This is a genomic window from Streptomyces sp. NPDC111744, from assembly GCF_055634995.1.
In genome coordinates this window covers 1-18,027 of record NZ_JBVKCG010000053.1, presented here as the reverse complement: position 1 = coordinate 18,027, position 18,027 = coordinate 1, and the positions used below count along the sequence as shown (strand labels likewise).

General features: G+C 66.2%; 12 protein-coding genes and 5 pseudogenes. 7 read left to right on the top strand and 10 right to left on the bottom strand.

All coding sequences use genetic code 11. The features are described 5' to 3' along the window. Positions 1 to 90: 90 nt before the first annotated feature. Positions 91 to 372, top strand: a pseudogene (locus ACZ7OO_RS43425) (DUF6009 family protein); the annotation flags it as partial. A 30-nt stretch (positions 373 to 402) separates the two neighbouring features. On the opposite strand, the gene ACZ7OO_RS43420 reads toward ACZ7OO_RS43425, so the two are convergent. The 8 genes and pseudogenes from ACZ7OO_RS43420 to ACZ7OO_RS43385 form a co-directional block, all read right to left on the bottom strand. Further along, positions 403 to 1,221: an alpha/beta fold hydrolase gene (locus ACZ7OO_RS43420; RefSeq protein WP_471512910.1), complete on the bottom strand. Its 819-nt coding sequence runs from the start codon at positions 1,219 to 1,221 to the stop codon at positions 403 to 405. Between the two features lie 57 nt (positions 1,222 to 1,278). Beyond that, positions 1,279 to 1,680: pseudogene (locus ACZ7OO_RS43415) on the bottom strand (DUF6009 family protein). Then, entirely contained in the window at positions 1,677 to 3,191 is a 1,515-nt protein-coding gene (locus tag ACZ7OO_RS43410) for a DNA primase family protein (protein WP_471512909.1), read from the bottom strand. The pseudogene ACZ7OO_RS43415 and the gene ACZ7OO_RS43410 overlap by 4 nt, the downstream one beginning before the upstream one ends. Next, positions 3,188 to 4,190: pseudogene (locus tag ACZ7OO_RS43405) on the bottom strand (bifunctional DNA primase/polymerase). Before ACZ7OO_RS43405 ends, ACZ7OO_RS43410 begins: the two are co-directional and overlap by 4 nt. A gap of 892 nt (positions 4,191 to 5,082) precedes the next feature. After that, positions 5,083 to 6,369 (bottom strand): ParB/RepB/Spo0J family partition protein, encoded by a 1,287-nt coding sequence (locus ACZ7OO_RS43400; protein ID WP_471512908.1) that lies wholly within the window; start codon positions 6,367 to 6,369, stop codon positions 5,083 to 5,085. A gap of 104 nt (positions 6,370 to 6,473) precedes the next feature. Then, entirely contained in the window at positions 6,474 to 7,739 is a 1,266-nt protein-coding gene (locus tag ACZ7OO_RS43395) for a ParA family protein (protein WP_471512907.1), read from the bottom strand. 651 nt (positions 7,740 to 8,390) lie between these two features. Next, the gene (locus ACZ7OO_RS43390) at positions 8,391 to 9,212 is read right to left on the bottom strand and encodes a hypothetical protein (RefSeq protein WP_471512906.1); all 822 of its coding nucleotides are present in this window, start codon (positions 9,210 to 9,212) and stop codon (positions 8,391 to 8,393) included. Positions 9,213 to 9,330: 118 nt separating this feature from the next. Continuing rightward, on the bottom strand, positions 9,331 to 9,648 hold the full coding sequence (locus ACZ7OO_RS43385; RefSeq protein ID WP_471512905.1) for a hypothetical protein: 318 nt from the start codon (positions 9,646 to 9,648) through the stop codon (positions 9,331 to 9,333). Positions 9,649 to 10,080: 432 nt separating this feature from the next. On the opposite strand from ACZ7OO_RS43385, the gene ACZ7OO_RS43380 reads away from it, so the two are divergent. The 3 genes from ACZ7OO_RS43380 to ACZ7OO_RS43370 all read left to right on the top strand — a co-directional run bounded on the left by ACZ7OO_RS43380 (position 10,081) and on the right by ACZ7OO_RS43370 (position 12,802). Further along, positions 10,081 to 11,334 carry an IS256 family transposase gene (locus tag ACZ7OO_RS43380; RefSeq protein ID WP_471512904.1) on the top strand — a complete coding sequence of 418 codons (1,254 nt, stop codon included), beginning with the start codon at positions 10,081 to 10,083 and terminating at the stop codon, positions 11,332 to 11,334. Continuing rightward, complete coding sequence (locus tag ACZ7OO_RS43375) at positions 11,331 to 11,828, top strand: HAD domain-containing protein (protein ID WP_471512903.1); 498 nt, start codon at positions 11,331 to 11,333, stop codon at positions 11,826 to 11,828. The genes ACZ7OO_RS43380 and ACZ7OO_RS43375 overlap by 4 nt, the downstream gene beginning before the upstream one ends. A gap of 296 nt (positions 11,829 to 12,124) precedes the next feature. Beyond that, on the top strand, positions 12,125 to 12,802 hold the full coding sequence (locus tag ACZ7OO_RS43370) for a TetR/AcrR family transcriptional regulator (RefSeq protein WP_471512902.1): 678 nt from the start codon (positions 12,125 to 12,127) through the stop codon (positions 12,800 to 12,802). A 99-nt stretch (positions 12,803 to 12,901) separates the two neighbouring features. On the opposite strand, the gene ACZ7OO_RS43365 is transcribed toward ACZ7OO_RS43370, so the two are convergent. Continuing rightward, positions 12,902 to 13,612, bottom strand: a complete 711-nt coding sequence (locus ACZ7OO_RS43365) for a hypothetical protein (RefSeq protein ID WP_471512901.1) — start codon at positions 13,610 to 13,612, stop codon at positions 12,902 to 12,904. A 1,692-nt stretch (positions 13,613 to 15,304) separates the two neighbouring features. Here ACZ7OO_RS43365 and ACZ7OO_RS43360 point away from each other — a divergent pair. From ACZ7OO_RS43360 to ACZ7OO_RS43350, 3 genes and pseudogenes are all read left to right on the top strand, one after another. Then, complete coding sequence (locus ACZ7OO_RS43360; protein WP_471512900.1) at positions 15,305 to 15,448, top strand: hypothetical protein; 144 nt, start codon at positions 15,305 to 15,307, stop codon at positions 15,446 to 15,448. A gap of 130 nt (positions 15,449 to 15,578) precedes the next feature. Beyond that, positions 15,579 to 16,052: pseudogene (locus ACZ7OO_RS43355) on the top strand (transposase); the annotation flags it as partial. Continuing rightward, positions 16,047 to 17,274, top strand: a pseudogene (locus tag ACZ7OO_RS43350) (IS110 family RNA-guided transposase). The pseudogenes ACZ7OO_RS43355 and ACZ7OO_RS43350, both read left to right, overlap by 6 nt. A gap of 39 nt (positions 17,275 to 17,313) precedes the next feature. Here the strand turns inward: ACZ7OO_RS43350 and ACZ7OO_RS43345 are convergent. Beyond that, a complete protein-coding gene (locus ACZ7OO_RS43345) occupies positions 17,314 to 17,862 on the bottom strand; it encodes a hypothetical protein (RefSeq protein ID WP_471512899.1) in 549 nt (182 codons plus the stop codon). Between the last annotated feature and the right edge of the window lie 165 nt (positions 17,863 to 18,027).

Genomic DNA, 18,027 nt, shown 5'->3' with positions numbered 1-18,027 from the left:
ACGAGCCGAGCATAGGCGGATGCCTCGGCCAGGTCGCTGGCATTAATGGCCCCACACCCGCCCAACCCGGCGAAGGTATGCGGTCAGAGCACTAGACGACGCGACCGGAAGCCCCCGTACACACGTGACGGGCGCATGGTCGGCTACGCCCTCCTGGACAGCGAGGCCAGGCCCGATCCGGACAGCGGCCGGTACCGGCGGCGCGTGTTCTTCCTGCTGCCGCACGACCGCGACAGCCGCCCGGACGGCTGTTACCAGGAAGGGGCCCCCGGGGAAGCGGTGGACCCACGGAGCATCGCTCCCCGCAAGCCGGGGATCAAGACCTCGCGGTCGCAGGCCGGTCTGGCGCACCCGGCGCCCGCGGCACCCTGACGGCTGCCTCACCCAGCCCGGCAGCACGTGTCAGGCAAGAGCCGGAGCAGCGCTACCGGTGGTCTCGCGCACGAACTCACGAACGGTCCGGCTGAAACGCAGCGGGCTGCCGACGTGCGGCAGACGGCCACTGCGGTCACGCACGTGCCCCTCCGGTATCAGCAGGGTCGGGACCGGGACACCTTCAAGGTCGACGTGATCGTCGACCGCCGCCGGAGAGAGGTTCTCGTCGAGCCCGGAGACGGACACGGCCTGCCCGCGGTCCGGGTGACCGTCATCGGGGTCACGGACCAGCATCGCGTCGTAGAGGATCACACCTGCCAGCCGATCCGCACGATGTTTGGCGTGGTGAGCCGCGACATGAGCGCCGTGTGCGTGACCGAGGAGGTATACCTCGCTCACGCACAACCGATTGATGAGCACTTGCAGGAATCGGCTGTACCGGTCTTCCGTGTAGCCGTGCGGGTGCGAGGGAAGTCGGCCCGACTCCCCCGTGCCGATCGGCTCCACGTAGACCATGGTCAAGTACTTCTCCAGGGCGGGCATGCGCAGGTACTGCCAGAACAGCCCCGGCCCACCGGGGTGCGCCACGCACACCGGACCGTTTCCGTAGACGTGGTATCGCTGAGCGATACCACCAAGTCGGAAGGAATGGGCACCGGGCGAGAGCGGGTCGGGATCCCGCGACAGCATGTCTGGGTGCACAGTTGAGATGTCCATGAAAACTCCGTGTCGTGGGGGGTACTTCTGAAACCGACACGGTGGAACGGGCCTCAAAGGCTCGTCCGGCGGACTGTGATCCTTGTCATCAAAGGCAGACGGTACCGGAATGGTGCGGTTCGCGGACATTGAAGCGCGGGTCCCACAGGTGTCCGCGAGGCCCGCGGTGCCGGTCCGTCCGATCGTCTAGAGCGGGAGTTGTATCCCCAGTTCCCGCATGGCGGTCGAGGGCGGCCCGCCCTCGGAGCGCTCCGTCTTGAAGCCCTTCACACGCGCCGCGAGAGTGCGGGGATCGACGGCTTCGGCCGGAGCGCCCTTGGCATAGAGGCCCGCCGGCTCCGAGTCCCGGTCGTGGGGCAGGAGCCAGAAGACCCGGCGGCGGAAAGTGCCCGACGAACGGGACGGCTTGGCCGTGGGACCGAGAAGGGCGTAACCGACCATGCGGCCGTCACGGTGGTAGGCGGGCTTGCCCTTCCTGGTGGGCAACCTGTCGAGGCTCTGGCGCACGTAATCGAGATCGTCGATGTTTTATAGCCAGACGAGGTCGACCTCGTGGCTGATCTCGTCCTCGGTGATCAGGGAGCTCATGGGCGGGCGTCCCTTTCCTCATCATCGGTGAGCAGTCCGATACCCGGGTAGTGCTTGCGCTGGTTGGACAGGATCATCTCCTTGGGAGAATTCAACCCCACAAGTTCACGGGTACGGGCGGCGAACGCCCTGGAGGACATGGCCGGTGCTCCCTCATTGTGGCACCACGCCTTGTAGACGGTGTAGAGGGCGGTCTGCTCGGCCCTGAGCTCGGGGGCCATCACGCAGGCTTCTTCGTAGAAACGACCGGTGTGGTCCTCGGTCTCGGCATAAGCGGTCGTGGCGATGCGGACGCGCTCGGGACCGGTGAGGTCCCGGTCACCGGCGAGATAGCGGCGGGCTCCGTCGATGAGCCAGCCCAGGATGCCGGGTACCTCTTCCGTGACCAGGATGTCGGCGAGGTTGTCGATCTTCCGGTCGTCGGGCACGACGCGCTCGAAGGGGATGAGACGCATACGGCGCCAGAACGCGAAGCCGCCGGTTCCGACCTCGGGACGGTGGTTGCCGAGGAGCCAGAGTTTGTGCGTCGGCTGGAAGCTGAAGAAGTCCTGGCGCATACGGCGTGCCTTGATGCGGTCTCCGCCGGTGAGCAGCTTGACCCGGGCCTCGTCGAACTTGTCGCCGGGCTTGACCTCGGAGCACACGATGACGCGCCGGCCGTGCAGTTCGGCGAGGTCCGTGGGATGGCCTTCGTAGGGGCGTGCCATGAGGAATCCGGGCGGCGCGGCATCGGCGTAGTCACCGAGTAGCTTCATCAGCACGTCCAGGAGGACGGACTTGCCGTTCTTTCCCGAGCCGAAGAGGAAGGGCAGGACCTGTGCGCCGACGTCCCCGGTGACGGAGTACCCCAGCAGCAGCTGGAGGTAGCTGATCATCTCGCGGCCCTCGGTGTCGTCACCGAAGGTGTCGGTCAGGAAGCGCTCCCAGCGGGGGGCGGGTACGTGCTCGGGACCGACGCTGGTGGACCGTGAGTGGAAGTCCTTGTTCGGATCGGGGGTCTTCACCAGGCCGGTACGCAGATCGACGATGCCGTCCGGCGTGCAGAGGGCGTACGGGTCGGCGTCGAGCACCATGCCGGGAGCGGACTCGGCCTGGGTCAGCATCGCGTTGATACCCGTGGTGGACAGCGCCCGCCGCCGGTGCTGGTTGAGGGCCGAACTGGTGAAAAGGCCGCGGGGGTCATGGCCCGCGATGTTCTCCGCGAGGTCACCCGCTGCCCACAGCACGGTGTCGTCCTCGTCGATCTGCCAGCGCGTCGTGTCCCAGCGGTACCAGCCGATGCCGGGGACGTGCCGGTAGTCGTTGGCGTAGAGCCGCACGAACAGCTTTGCGTTGCCGCGGTCGGAGAGCGTGTCCGGGAGCAGACCCGCGTCGGTCGCGGGACCCATCGAAGCCCGCTTCGCGTCGGACTGGGCCGGCAGGGGCACCGTGGGGCCCTGAGCCCGGATCTGGGCGGCTACGGCCTCGGGGTTGAACTCGAAGAGCGTTTCGTTGCTTCCCGGCGTCGTCATGGGCGTCCGCCCTGGGAGTGGAGGGGGTTCTTGAGGCCTGCGGCAAGGCCGCTGCGGACGATCTGCTCGATGCGGCGCTCCTGACCCGGACGGGCGGCGACGGCGGTCTCGGTCAGCAGACGCGTGGCTTCTTCCTCGGAAAGGCGGCCGGCGGCCACCAGACCGCCCAGCGTGTACGCGGCCCGGTTGAGGGTGTCGGAGAACCCCGCGCCCTCGCTGACCTCTCCACAAGCCTCTACAGGGGCCAGAACGGCCCTCAGGAGGCGTTGCGTGCGGTCCTTGCCGCCTCCTGCCGCCAGGACGGCCTGCTGGGCGCGTGGCGGCACCGGACGGGGGGCGGGGATGTGCGCGGCGGGGCAGGTGTCCGGTGCGCTCCAGCTCCTGGGTGAGCCAGGCGGGGAGAGGCGCGGGCTCACGGACGTCGCCGACGACGGTGTACGTGCCCTGCTCCGTGGTGGTGCCCGGAGCGACGATGTATCCGCCGTGCGCCCGGACGTCGACCTGCCAGGCGAGGGCACGGCCGGTGCTCGAGCCGGAGGAGCACTGCCAGCGCCGGTTGTCGGCGGCCCGGTACCAGACGTGGAGGCCGCCGGAGGGCGTTCGCACACGGAGGGTGGCCTGGTCGTCCGCGGGGCTCGGCCGGCCCCGGAGCGCGGCCAGGACCGCGAGCGTGTGGAAGCCATTGGCCAGCCCCGTGAGATCTACGTGCTCTGCGATGGGGATTCCCGGCAGGATGCGGTCGCGGCTGGGGGGCTGGTCCTGGTGGGCATCGATGTCGATGACGACGAGACCTGCGGGACCGCAGGCGACACCGACGCCGAAGTCGGGCCTTGAGCCCCACCATCGGCCGATACGGCGCTGGTCGAGCGTCGCGGCATGGAATCCGTGACACCAACGGCCGACGGCCAGACACGGGCACTGTGCGGGCGTGTGCCGGGCGGCGCGGCAGGCCGCGCAGTTGGCGGGCGGTGTCTTGCGCCCGGCGGCCAGTGGGTGCACAGGCCAGCCACGGCGGGCGCACCAGCTGGCCGTGGCCAGGGAGGCAGAGACCGAAAGCTCAGGCGGACGGGAGCGTGGGTCGCTGGTGGAAAAGCCCAGCTCAGCAGACATCTACACCTAACAGCGACCGAAGCGACTCAACGATGGACACAGACTAGCGAACGTGGACGCCGAGGTCGTGGAGCACATGCGAAACAAGGTGACTGCCGTGTCGATTGAGGCCTGCAGGAGGGCCAGCTACTGAAGCACAGGGCACAGCGACCGTCGCTCGTTCGGTAGCTGTTGTGGGTCTCAGGAAACAACAGGTCAGAGCGTTGCTCCTGACCAAACAGCGACTGAAGCGACTGAAGCCTTCTATATATGACGCACACGCGCACACACGAATGTCTTCATATATAGGCAACTTGAGTCGCTTCAGTCGCTGCTCTGCCCGAGCACTCCATCTGACCTGCACTTTTATCAGCGACTGAACAGCGACTGAAGCCTCGTTGAGTAGCTCTCGCTTCAGTCGCTGCCTCGATTCGGGGGAAAAAGGCCGGAGCGACCGAAGCGACCGTAGCGACTGAACTCGGCGCCTCCCCCGCTCGCCCCGCCGCTGTGCCCACTGGCTTGGCACCTCTGCGCAGGCAACTCGAACTCTGAGTCGCTTCAGTCGCTTGTAACCCACGCTTCCGCTGGCTGATCTGCGCTTATACAGATCGGATACAACAGCAACTGAGAGCCGGGCAGCGACTGAAGCAGGATCGTTCGGCCAGTCCGGGTCCGTGACCCGCCGACCCCTCGGTCGCTCCTTCTTGAGTCGCTGCCCGTTCAGTCGCTGCCCGGCTCTCAGTCGCTGTTCCGCCGACGTCGCCACCGCCTGCGCTCGCCTTCCCCGCCGTGCGCAGGCCATTCAGGAACCGGTGGAGAGAGTTCCGGAGGCGGGCCCGCTCATGTACTGGTTGACGAGTGCCTCGAATTCCGCGGGATTCCGGTCCCGGCTCATTCCCATGAGAACGCGCAAGAGTTCGTAGAAGGCCGAGTCGTCCATCTTGACTGCCAGGTGCATGGCGATGAAGGCCGGGTCGTCGTAGGGCAACGTGCGGGGCTGCTCGGCAGTCGTCACGGACAGATCCGCACTCTGCTCCGCGTTCCTGGTCCGGGGCTCGGGTACTCCAGGCGCGGGATCCTCTGCCCTGGGCTGTTCCTCCTCCGCCGCTACCGGGGAACCAGTCACTGTGCCAACGGACCGGACGAAGGCGTCGACGTCGTCGGCCGTCGACTTCTGTGCCACGATCTCCGGCCGGCTCGGGGGCTGTGCATCCTCCTCTTCAGCTGTATCCGCGTCCGGCACCGCTTCGGCTTGGGTGTGGGGAGCAAGGGCAGTGGCGACAGCATCGTCGTCTTCCGCGTGACTGTTCGAGGAGACGGGCTCAACACGGGTCCCCCCCGCGGGCGCTTCCGCAGGCCTCTCCCCCGCCGAGGGTTCCGAACCCGTCAGCGAGTGATTGGTGGTGTCAGTACCAGCAGAGTGGGCAGCCGAAGAAGCTCCGGTGGCCGGGCCGGCTTCGCGCTGCCTTCTGGCGGCCAGTACTTCTTCTTCCTTAGCCGCCCGCCTGGTCTTGAGGTCGAGCAGTGCCGATTCCTGAAGTTCGGCGGGTTTGTTGCCCACCGCCCGTAGGAGGTCGATGGGCTCCTCCCCGATGCGGGCCTGGAGTTCCGGCACGAGGTTCAACAGAGCGAGGCGCTGGGACACCCATCCCTGTGAGCGGTGCAGCCGCGCCGCCAGAGCCCTCTGGCTCCCATGAATACCGAGGAGTTGCTGGAGGGCTCGTGCTTCGTCCAGCTCTTCGAGGTCCTGACGGTGAATGTTTGCGACAAGGGCCGACTCAAGAAGTTCATCCGAGGTCGTGCCCTGATCATCACTGACCATGACCTTGACAGAGGTGAGTCCTGCCTGGCGTGCCGCAGCGAGACGGCTGCTGCCGTCCACCACCACATGTGTGGTGTGCGGTTCGAGGTCTGCCTCCCGCTCGGGGTTCGCCCTGATGAAAGCGTCACGGTTCATCACCGTGATGGCTTGCTTCTGGCCATGGGTCTTGAGACTGCCGGCAAGATCGGTGAGATCCCCGAAGCTGGACCGGGGGTTGGCGGGATTGAGGCTGATGCGGTCGACGGGGAGTTCGGTGGGCGGAGCCACTCCGTCGGTGGGTACGCCTGTCGCGGCGGCGACTGCTTGCCGCCGGGCACTGACGGGGCGCACTCCCCCACCGAACCGGCCGGCGCCCAACTGATCGGCCTTGCTCACATGATCTCCCTTGCCAGGGCACGCATGCCGACCGCCTGCTGGGATTTCGGTGCGTAGGAGAGCAGCGGCTTCTTCACTCGCACGGCTTCCTTCTGTTCCTTGAGGTCTCCGATGAGGCCGACCACGCGCGGATCCTTTATGTCGACCCATCCCTGGAGTGAGGAAGTGGCGATGTACCCGCGACGCGAGTCGTACAGATTGACGACGATACCGAGGTAGTCGATGTCGACCTGGAGGTCGGCCCGTAGATCGTCGATCTGGGTGGTGAGCAGTTCGTAGGCATCAGCGGAACTGTCCTCGGCCTGGACGACGACCAGGGCACCGGATTGTCCGGGCTTCTCGTTCTCCCGACGGCGACCGTAGTACGCGGCGGCGTCCATGCTGAGACCGAGGCTGGGAGGACAGTCAACGATGATTACGTCGTAATCAGCTTCGAGCGGCGCGAGTGCCCGTTCCAGCGCGGCTTCTCGCGCGCGGACGGCGGACAGACGTACGTCGAGAAGGAAGGCGTCGTTGCACGCGGGCAGCAGATCCAGCCGGCCGGCGAAGACGTCCTCGTCGACGCTGACGATGAGATCGCGGAGCTCGCCCTTGGGGTCCCCCGCCATGTGATTGGTGAGACTGTCTCCGTTCATCGGCAGAGGCGTGGCGCCGAGTTGATTCGTGAGGTGGCACTGAGGGTCGAAGTCGACGAGAAGTACGCGCATGCCAGGGCCGGGGAGGTTCTCGATTTCGAGCGGATCGTCATCGGGCTCGGTCCCGGAACTGTCCAAGTCGCTGGCCCGCAAGGCTTTGGTAAGTGCCTTGGCCACACGCACGGAGTGCAGGGAGTTGGGGTCCTCCGCCAAGGCCTCACCAAGTCCCGCGGTGATAGCCGTCTTGCCCACTCCGCCCTTCTGGTTGCACACCACCATGCGGCGGGTGATGGCCGGACGCTGAATGTCCGGTGCCGGATTCGCGTCGAGCCACAGCTGTACCGACTGCGCCAGCCCCTGGATGAGGGAGACGCGACGATCCGTCGTGATCTGCTTGAACTCGTCCCATTGACCTGGAGGCAGGAAGGTGGCGAAGGAGTCCGCGCCCGCGGTGTCGACAGTCGAGACGGTGGAAGCCAGGTCGCACCAGTCTTTGATGCCCTGTTCGACGGCAGTCTGGATGTCGATGCCGTACTGAGCGGTTCTGATCTTCAAGTTCTGCCGGAGCCATCCCGGCAGCTTGGAAACGACCTTTTCGCGGTCGCTGGATGTGGCTGGTGAGCTCATGGGGGACAGCATACTAACGCGCATGATCGTTGAAGCCATCGACACGTTAGTTACACCAAGTTCGGCTGCGCAGCCTCGACGCTCGGGTGATTACACCGTAATCACCCGCACGGAAGCGGCGACCGCGACACGGCTGATTACGCCGTAATCACCTGGCCGTTGTGTTCCGCTCCCGTCAGAAGTGTCTGACGCCCTGTTATCCGCCGCTGGCGACAGTCATCGTGGTGCCGGCACCCCTGGTGCGAGAGCTCTGCGAGGCCCGGGAGCCGTGTCGGTCTCCGGGCAAGGGTCCGCCGACCGCAACGACCAGGACCCTGACCCCAGCTCCTGCCGTTGGTTCATCGAGCCCGCGCCGCCTTGCCGCTGCATGCTGACAGGTCTCCGGCCGGACGCGCCCGGTGGAAGTCGGCACGCGGCTCTTGACGACTCCACGACCTGATGGACCAGCGGCTGGGGTACACCGCCTTACCCAACCGCAACGGTCCTGAGCCCGCCTTGGTGATTACGGCGTAATCACCAAGCGGTCCGAGCCTGGTCGCCGTCACGGTGATATGACAGTGCCGTAGGGGGCGCGGCAGTGATTACGGCGTAATCACCAAGGCTGTGCTGGTCGTTCCGAGGGCCCCTGCGTACGGAAGCGGTGCAGCAGTGTCACTGTTTGTGCTCTAGCGGGAGGACTGCCGCAGCAGCCTCAAGTGCGGCCGCCGCGTCAGGCGTGGTGGCCACACGCTTGGCGGTGCGCTGTTCCAGCCTCCGCAGAGCCCTGATGGCGGCCCCCAAGTAGCGACTCAGGCTCATCATCTGAGTTGGTGTCTCGCAACTGGGGAGAACCGCCTCGACCTCACTGAGCCAGTACTCGGCGTCGTCATCGAGCACCAGGCCGTCCTGCTGGGAAACAAGACGTTGTGCGGTGGGCAGAAGGAGTCGGTGCCGTTGCTGTGCTGCATCAAGCGCACGCTGCTCGGCAGCTCTCTGCTTGGCGAGACGCGACTCGGCGTCAAGGACCGCCTCGGGGGTCCGGCGAAGGAGCGGCTGTCGAGGGGTGCTTTCGTTGAGTGCCGCAGCGCGAAGCCTCTTGGCCTTGTTATAGGCAGCGCTCGGAGCGGCGACGGCCAGCTCGGGTGCCAGGTGGGCCCATTCGACACCGGCAGCCCGTGCGTCGGAGACGGCTTGCGATTGATGGATGTCGGCCCGTTCCCGGAGGTACTCCCACAACCGCACTCGGTACAGGGCCGCCTCCTGCTGGGATTCTGCTGAACATCTGCGGAGAGCGGTGGCGTGCTTCTCCACGTAAAGAAGTGCCGTATAGATCTCGTCATCCGCAGGCATGCGCTCCACGTCTGGGTCTTCCGCTGCCTCGTGGAGATGGCGGAGCCGGCCCACCAGTGCGCTCGCGTCCAGGTTGCCGATCCGTACAGGTACCTTGACCAGCGGACTTGCGGGACGAGGACTCCGCGTCTGTGGTTTGGCCATGGAGTGAGCCTCCCCCTATGACAGGGATTCACAAACTGTGAATCCCTGTCATAGGGACTGACCTGAGACCTTGTGACTGCAGTGCTGTAGCTGGCCACTTGGGGCGCCCGACAACGCCCTACCCAGGCGGCCCCGGCTCAGTGGGGCCTTCGGGAAACTCGTGGTGTGCTGAACACATGTGTGGCGGGGTCCTCCATTCCGTGACCAGGGCCGTGGACGGCCGCAACTCCACGAAGGCGGCCGCGTGCGCATCGCACTTCTCCCCGAAGTGGTGGATGAGCCGTCGATGCAGCTTGCTCTCGTCGTCCAAGACGATCACCTCGTGGGCCCCGCCCCCGGTCAGCGCCTCGCTGTACGCGCTGCGTTGGTCCAGCCGACGGCGGGCCAGATAGGTGCCGAGGTTGGACGCTGGTGTCGAGGGAGGCGACAGCGGCACGTCAACTCCCGTCGGCCGTCGGTGGTGTCGACGAGAGTGACGGGGAGCCGGGTGAAGCGTTCCATCGGCTTGCCCTGCTGTCACAGCTCGTCGAAGCGCTGCTCCACGAAGGCGCCGAGCGGGGAGCGGACCATGAAGGTCGGCCCGGCGTCGGGCTCGAGTGTTCTCGGCGACAGAGTCCCACGCCGCTCGGCTGGTTGCGTGGTGCCGGGCTGGCTTGCACGTGAACCGCCCTTCTGGCGTAGTCGTCACGGACGAGTGGTCAGAACCGAATTAGGCGCTCAGACTCAGCCCTGTGCAGCAATGCTCAAGACCTGTGGATCGGACTCGGGAGGGGTGCCTCGCGGAACGCGGAGGGCGTACCTTCCCGAGTGATCGACTTCTGGTCATCGAGTAGGCCCGCGTTGCAGCGCGGGTCGGGAAGGCACGCCCGTGCTGAGCGTAGTCAACGAGGACGGCACCACCCAGAGCGGCTCCCTGATGGACGACATCGTCCGTGAGGGCGCCCGTCGGATGCTCGCCGCGGCTCTGGAAGCCGAAGTCAACCAATACATAGCTGAGTTGGCGGGCGAGCGGGACGCGGCCGGTCGCCGTCTGGTGGTCCGCAACGGCCACCACCGCGAGCGGACGGTGACCACCGCCGCCGGGCCGATTGCGGTGAAGGCACCGCGGGTGAACGACAAGCGGGTCGATGGCGAGACGGGCGAGCGCAAGCGGTTCTCGTCCAAGATCCTCGCCCCCTGGTGCCGGAAGTCCCCGAAGATCAGCGAGGTCCTGCCCCTGCTCTACCTGCACGGTCTGTCCTCCGGCGACTTCGTGCCCGCGATGGAGCAGTTCCTCGGCTCGGCCGCTGGGCTCTCGCCGGCCACGGTGACCCGGCTGACCAAGCAGTGGAGCGACGACCACGCCGCCTTCCAGGACCGGGACCTGTCCGGATCCGACTACGTGTACGTGTGGGCCGACGGCGTCCACCCCAAGGTCCGCCTCGGCCAGGCCCGCTCCTGCGTCCTGGTCCTCATGGGAGTGCGCACCGACGGCAGCAAGGAACTGATCGCGCTCGCCGAGGGCCTGCGCGAGTCGACCGAGTCCTGGGCCGACCTCCTGCGGGACTGCCGCCGGCGCGGCATGCGCGATCCCGAGCTCGTCGTCGGCGACGGAGCCATGGGTCTGTGGCGGGCCCTGGCCGAGGTGTTTCCGCAGGCCAGACATCAAAGGTGCTGGGTTCACAAAACCCGGAACGTGGTCAACGCCCTGCCGAAATCGGCCCAGCCCGGCGCGAAGAAGGCGCTGCAGGAGATCTACAACGCCGAGGACCGCGATCACGCCGAGAAGGCGGTGAAGGACTTCGGGCGCGCCTACGGCGCGAAGTGGCCCAAGGCCGTCACCAAGCTCACCGACGACGTCGATGAGCTCCTGGCGTTCTACGACTTCCCGGCCGAGCACTGGGTCCACCTGCGCACGACAAATCCGATCGAGTCGACCTTCAGCACGGTAAAGCTGCGGACCAAGGTCACCCGCGGCGCCGGCAGCCCGGCCGCGGCCCTGGCGATGGTGTTCAAGCTCGCCGAGTCCGCCCAGGCCCGCTGGCGCGCGATCACCGCACCCCACCTCGTCGCCCTGGTCCGCAACGGCGCCCGCTTCGAACGCGGCGTCCTCGTCGAGCGTGAGCAGGAGGCTGCGGCATGAGTGAGCGCAAGGAACGCCCGCTGCTGTTCCTGGACGTCGACGGACCTCTCCTGCCGTTCGGCGACGGCCCACAGCACGAGCCGTCAGGCACCGCGACAGATTCGCACCTGACGCGGCTCGACCCGCGCGTCGGGCCTCGCCTCGCGGCACTGCCGTGCGAGCTGGTCTGGGCCACTACCTGGGAGGAGGAGGCGAACACCGACATAGCACCAAGGCTCGGCCTGCCGCCCCTTCCGGTCGTGATCTGGCCGGAAACCTCCGACGCGCATGAACGCGAGGACAAGTGGTTCGGGCTCCACTGGAAGACCCGAACCCTGGCGGCATGGGCGGACGGACGCACGTTCGTCTGGGTCGACGACGAGATCACCGACGCCGATCGGGATTGGGTGTCCACCCACCACCCCACCCCGGCCCTCCTCCACCGCATCGCGTCGTCCCGCGGCCTCACCAACGATGACTTCGCAGTCCTCGATCAATGGCTGCGGGCCATTTGAGGCTCCCCGCGGTGATCCACAGGAATTGACAATTGCTCAGCCCTGTGCAGCTGTGTACTTGGTCGTGATGGGCTGATTCGGTCAGAGTGCTGGGTTGGGGGAGTGCAAGCCGGGTCCCCGGGGGGTGATTACGGCGTAATCACCTGAGGCGCTCAACGAAACTCCGTTCTTCGCCCGGACGTCATGACTCGCCTCACATGAGCGGAGTGGGGGTTCCCGAGAGTGATCAACTTTGCTTGACTATGCAAGTAAGGAATCGGGACGCAACTTGCCGCATACAGAGAGGTGACAACAGCATGCCGTCGCTGGGAGCCAACGCCGGGTTGAGTCTGGCAACGGCTGAGGAGGCCGGAACCACAGGAACTGGTACCTGCCGAGTCTCTCGTCCGCGCGCGGATGCCGTGCGAAACCGCGCGCGGATCGTGGCCGTCGCCCGTGATGTGTTTCTGGCCGAAGGTCCCGAAGCCCCGCTGGACGAGGTGGCCAAGCGCGCCGGAATCGGCAGTGCCACGCTCTACCGGCACTTCGCTGATCGCCGCTCGCTGCTACAGGCGGTTCTGCTGTTCATCATGTCCCGCACGGCCGAGCACGCGGAGCGGGAAGCGGCGGAAAACACGGATGCCCTGGCCGCCCTGCGCCGGTTCATGCACGACGCCATCGATGAGCGTGTGGGCGTGGTGTGCGGCCTGTTGGTTGACACGACCGAGCAGATCTCCGCCGAGCTGGCGGTGCTGTGCGGCCGACTGGAGACCGCGGGGGAGAGGTTGATGGAAAAGGCCCGACGCGATGGCCAGATCCGTACCGATGTCGGACTCCACGAGCTCGTCGTCTCGATGTCCCAACTGGCCCGTCCACTGCCCGGCGTGAGATATCGGGACGCGGACACTCACCGGGGCGTGGACCTGCTCCTCGATGGCCTACGCGTTCCCGCTCCCGCTGAGGTCGACGGACGAGCAGCACCCTCTGACCGCTGAAACGGGCTCAGTACAGTGGCCTTCCGCCCGTCTGCAGTGCCACACCCGCAGAAGGGCCCCGAGCGGAGAATCGTTCCTGACAAAGAAACTGACGAGATGTCAGATCATGATGGATGGACCGTGAGAACCGCTGTCAGGCACTCCATCGAACCAGTTGCTGCCTTCGGATGCCAGCGTGAGGCAGAAGCAGCCTGTGGCGGCACAGATCGCGTTGCCCAGCGAGATGACGGCTTCACGGAGCTCGGCAGGCACGGGAGCGATGCCGGGATTGGAGCTGGTTCCCCCGTGCCAGCCTCTCCCGGCACAGGTGTCCAGAGAGGTGGCACGCCGGTCGGCCATTATCCGGGCCTTGCGCACCATTCGCCCCCAGCACGCTTCTGGCCGCTTCAGGGCCGACGGCCCGGATCCCAGCGGCGAACCGATCATGCCGGGACCTTGTCCTGTGCAGGAGGCGGCGGCCCGTGTACTCGAACCGCTTGCCATCCAATGCCCCTCCCTGGCCGGTGGCAGAGCTTCGGCCCACGCTCTGAGAACGTCAATACGGAGGACGGCCTCAGCCCGCGCGGTTGCCAAGGCGTCCAGAACGTCCTTGACCAGCTCCGAGTCAGGCATGTTCCTGAATCTCTTGTCGACGAAACGAACGGTGGCCGCGGCTCTGTTGATGTCTATGGTGGCCTCCACCACCCCGTCCCTGGACTGAGCGGTCACCGCGAGTGACTCCAGCTGCGCCCGTGCTCTGACGACGGCCTCATACCGCTCGGCGAAGGCGGCGAGAAGTTGTTCCAGGCCGCGGTCCGGTGACGCGTGCATCGTTCTCCTCTACCGGCATGGCCCACTTGGCGATGGTCGACACCGGGCCGTGGCATCAACAGCTGCCCGGTATATGAAGAACACGAGGGACCACCACGAATAGTTCACGAAAAATTTACGAATGACAGAAACTTGTGATGAGTCGACCCGGAATGTGGTTCCGTGTTGCATTCGCATTGCGATAGCAAGTCTAAGGGACGCCGTCTCGGCATCAATGTCCCAACTGAATAAAGGAGTCAGTCGATGGACATTTGCGATCGTGATGCAGATGCGCTGTACGGGTGGCGGTTGGGATTTACCGGGAGAGGGCAGTGCCCGACCGGGAGCATGGCGGTCGCCCTCACTACGGGGGAAGGCGCGAGGACGACCGCCTGTCCCACCGCCGGGGCCAGCCAAATATCCGCGACGGCGGGAGTCTTCACCCCGTACACGAGTGTGAGGGGCGGCGAGGTTCACGTCCGGGGAGCCCATGCAGCCGATCCACTCCCTGCGACGGCCCGCGGCCGCTGAGCATGTACGGCGTCCCGGCGGGGCAGGCGTACGTCGCCGGCCGGGCCGGCCGCGGACACGGACGACTGCTTCCCTCCAACGGAGCGGTGCTCCTCTGGGCCAAGAAGATGTACACGATCCAGCCACCGGGTGGCGCTCGTGTACGCCGGCGACGTGTCCGCCACCGCACAGGCGCCCGAGGGAACGGGCGCCGCGGGTGACCGCTTCAGCGGCGGGCGCCGGAGGCGACTGACGGCACCGCCCTGTCATCCGGGCTCGGATGACACGAAGTGTCCTCCACGCTGATCACCACTCCTCCCGGCCTGACTCAACGAGCCAGACCCCTGGAGGGGGTCAACTTTCAAGCGCCGCCACCGGTCCACTTTTCAGCCGACGCCGACACGCGTGCCCACCTTCGCGGGGGAAGGCCCGTTCGCCGACATGCGACTGCAAGCCCCTCGGTTCATTGTTGGACTGGAGAATTTTTGAATCTGCAGGCTAGCTCTGCGAGTGCTGCGGTGGAGATGTCAGGAAGGGAATCTGCACTGACAGGCAACCAAACTGCCCTCCTGCCTGGGACCCGCCGCTCTTCCCCGTTGAGGATCGTGGAGGCAGGCTGGCCTCGGTCGGGGTGCCGCAGCACTGACAGGAGTCACCACGAGGCGGTTCGACCAGGGAACGCCAGTGCCTCTGCCCAGCACAGTCTTTTGGTCGACGCGGGAGGCGGCGGGACCTTGCAGCCAGGTACTGCGCTCTTCGTCAAAGAGCCTCTCCCGTACGCGCCGAGCACAAGGACGCAGCGAGGCGGCCGGCACAAGACGGGCACAAGGTCTGCCCGTCTTACTCGCACACTGGTCTGCGTCGAAGTGCTGCCCACGCTCCGCGTAGAAACTGACGCCTGTACCGCTAGTCAGCAGCGGAAGTCCGTTCAGTGACAGCTGACAGTTATTGTCGTAATTTGGTGAGGATTCAGACAACTCTATGAAGTCGATATTCAAGAAGCGCGCCCGAGCCGCAGCAGTGGTCGGTGCACTCGCAGGCGTTCTCACTCTGGGCCTGGCCGGTTCTGCCTCTGCCTCGTCTGTTCCCCCCTGGCAGTTGGAGGTTTGCTCCTGGGGGTCTTACCAGACCAACGTCTACTGGGGTAACGGCGGTTTCATGGGCGTCCCGCCCGGGCAGTGCCTCACCCAGATGTTCCAGCCCATGACCACCGACACGGCGTACGAATACGTCACTGTCTACGTCAACGGTGGCGGATACATCAAGGGCGCCAACCTGAACATCGCCCAGGGCGGCGGTCTGGCGACCGGCGGAACCTATTCCGCCCCCTACGCCTGGACGTTCTGAACCGGCACAGTGCAGTTTGGTTTATGTGGCGCCGCCCGCTGTCTTCCTCAGCGGGCGGCTTTCCCGTGTAATATTCGATTCCGCTCGACCCTGGTGCCGCGCTGAACTACCACGAATCAGGACACTCGGTCTGGACGCCATCCGCTACATCGACCGCACCGGGATTCCCTGGCGCTACCTGCCCCACGACTTCGCACCATGGGAGACGGTCTACCGCTACTTTGACGCCTGACAGAAAGAAGGCATCTTCGACCAGCTCAACGGCCTGCTGCGCTGCCTGGTGTGTGAAGCCGAAGGCCGGGATGCCGAGCCGAGCGCCTGCGTGCTGGACGCGCAGAGCATCAAGGCCTCCGCCAACGTGCCACCGGCCGGCCAGGGCATCGACGCAGGCAAGAAAATCGCAGGTCGCAAGCGCCACATCGGCGTCGACACCCTCGGCCTGCTGCTGGCCGTCCGGGTGACCGCGGCGAGTGTCTCCGACAACACCGGCGGCATCCACCTGCTCTCCCATATCTCCCCCGCAGCCCCTCGGGTGACGAAGGCGTGGGCCGACACCGGCTACCGGACGAAAGTCATCGACCACGGCGCCCGCCTCGGCATCGATTGGGCGGAGCGCACACACGACGTCGCCCTCGTCGACCATAGCGACCAGTTACTGGCCAAGCGGCACATCACCGATGACGCCGCTGGCTACAAAAACTCTGCTGGATCTACTCGTTGAATACGGCGACACCACGGAATCACCGATCCCGGTCGCGATCGAGACATCCCGGGGCCTATTCGTCGCGGTGCTGAGGACCGGCAAGCGGCAGGTATTCGCAATCAATCCAATGGCCGCTGCCCGGTGCCGCGACCGGCACTCGGTCTCGCGCAAGAAGTCTGACCCAGGCGACGCCCTGGTCCTGGCCAACGTGCTGCGGACCGACATGCACGCCCACCGGCCACTTCGCAACGACAGCGATCTGGCCCGCGCAGTCACAGTCCTTGATCGCGCTCAGCAAGACGCGACCTGGAACCGACAGCAGATCTCCAACCAGCTCCGATCCCTGCTGGGTGAGTACGACCCGCCTGCTCTCGCAACCGGCGAATCCTGGAAGAACGGTCTCTGTCGGCCCGAGGCCCACGAGATCCTCAAGCTAGCCCCGACGCCTACCAAGGCGGCTCGGCTTACCCGCGCACAGTTACAGGCCGCGCTCAAGCGGGCCGGCCGTCAGCGGGGCATCGCAGCCGACACCGAGCGGCTCCGCGAGGTCTTCCGGGCAGACTGGGCCCACCAGCCACGGCTGGTCGAGGACGCACTCGGCAAGCAGATGCTTGCTCTCCTGATTCAGCTGGAGGCTGCCTGCACCGTCGCCGACAACCTCGCCGAGGCGGTCGGAGAGGCATTCCCTCAGCACCCGGACGCTGAGATCATCCTCAGCTTCCCCGGCCTCGGCATCCAGCTCGGCGCCCGGGTGCTCGCCGAGATTGGAGACGACCGACAACGGTTCGCCGACGCTCGCGGCCTGAAGGCATACGCCGGCGCCTCTCCCATCACCAGGGCGTCCGGCAAGAAGTCCAGCATCACCCGACGCTGGGTGAAAAACGACCGCCTCAACCACGCCGGCTGCCTCTGGGCGTTCTCCGCGATCGCCGCCTCGCCCGGCGCCAGAGCCCACTATCGGCGCCGTCGCGACAACCACGCCGACTGGCACGCCGCCGCCCAGCGCAACCTCTTCAGTCGCATGATCGGCCAGCTCTACCACTGCCTCCAACAGAGCCATCGATATGACGAGGCATTGGCCTTCCCAGCTCCATCCGATGAGGTGGGCACAGCGGCCGCGTAGCCAGAGGTCGTATCTCACCGGCAGCGATCAGGAGCATGCCTAGCGGGGCCGGCGGCCCAGCACAGCACGGAATCTCTCCCGCCCTGCCGTGACGCTCGCGTCCCACAAGCCTGAGGCGCCGCTCAGTGAGAGGGACTGGAGCCGTTGTTCCTCGGCAAGTCGGCTGGCACCCGCCACGTTCTGGTCCAGCATTCCCATCGCGGTGAGCGCTGCGTGGCCGCAGCACACTGCGGCATCGGCGCCTCGTGGCCCGTGGACTAGCAGGGCATACCGCAGGCACAGAACAGCGAAGAAGGCGTAGGTGTCGGCGACATCAGTGATTCCCTCCTCGTCCGGCTGAAGCTCCGGGAACCGCTCCAGCAGGCGTACACGCTCGGCGGCGTCGGCGAGCGGCCGGTCGACATACCAAAGATCGCGCACGGACTCCGCATACAAGTCCAGGTCGGCTTCCCGCTCCGGCGCGCCCGCCCGCAGGCCCACGAACAGTGGCGCCATGCGTTCAGTGCAAGCGGAGACATACAGGCGAATCGCCTCGCCGCCCCCGTCACGAAGCGCCTCCGCAACGGCCTCCTCCACCAACGTCTCCACGTCCTACCCTCATCCCGTTCGAACAGATCGACAGGCTACACAGCGGCCTGACGGCCACAGCTTGACGAGTTAGGGTGTGTTTCAGAAGTGGATCTTGATGTGTCAAGATCCACTTCGTGGGACGGCACGATCTGACGAACGCACAGTGGGCGAAGCTGGAGCCCT

Bases quoted from the DNA above. Each gene is read 5' to 3' on its own strand.
- ACZ7OO_RS43420 (WP_471512910.1), bottom strand. From the start codon at position 1,221: ATGTCCGCGAACCGCACCATTCCGGTACCGTCTGCCTTTGATGACAAG.
- ACZ7OO_RS43410 (WP_471512909.1), bottom strand. From the start codon at position 3,191: ATGACGACGCCGGGAAGCAACGAAACGCTCTTCGAGTTCAACCCCGAG.
- ACZ7OO_RS43395 (WP_471512907.1), bottom strand. From the start codon at position 7,739: ATGAGCTCACCAGCCACATCCAGCGACCGCGAAAAGGTCGTTTCCAAG.
- ACZ7OO_RS43390 (WP_471512906.1), bottom strand. From the start codon at position 9,212: ATGGCCAAACCACAGACGCGGAGTCCTCGTCCCGCAAGTCCGCTGGTC.
- ACZ7OO_RS43375 (WP_471512903.1), top strand. From the start codon at position 11,331: ATGAGTGAGCGCAAGGAACGCCCGCTGCTGTTCCTGGACGTCGACGGA.
- ACZ7OO_RS43370 (WP_471512902.1), top strand. From the start codon at position 12,125: ATGCCGTCGCTGGGAGCCAACGCCGGGTTGAGTCTGGCAACGGCTGAG.
- ACZ7OO_RS43365 (WP_471512901.1), bottom strand. From the start codon at position 13,612: ATGCACGCGTCACCGGACCGCGGCCTGGAACAACTTCTCGCCGCCTTC.
- ACZ7OO_RS43360 (WP_471512900.1), top strand. From the start codon at position 15,305: ATGACCACCGACACGGCGTACGAATACGTCACTGTCTACGTCAACGGT.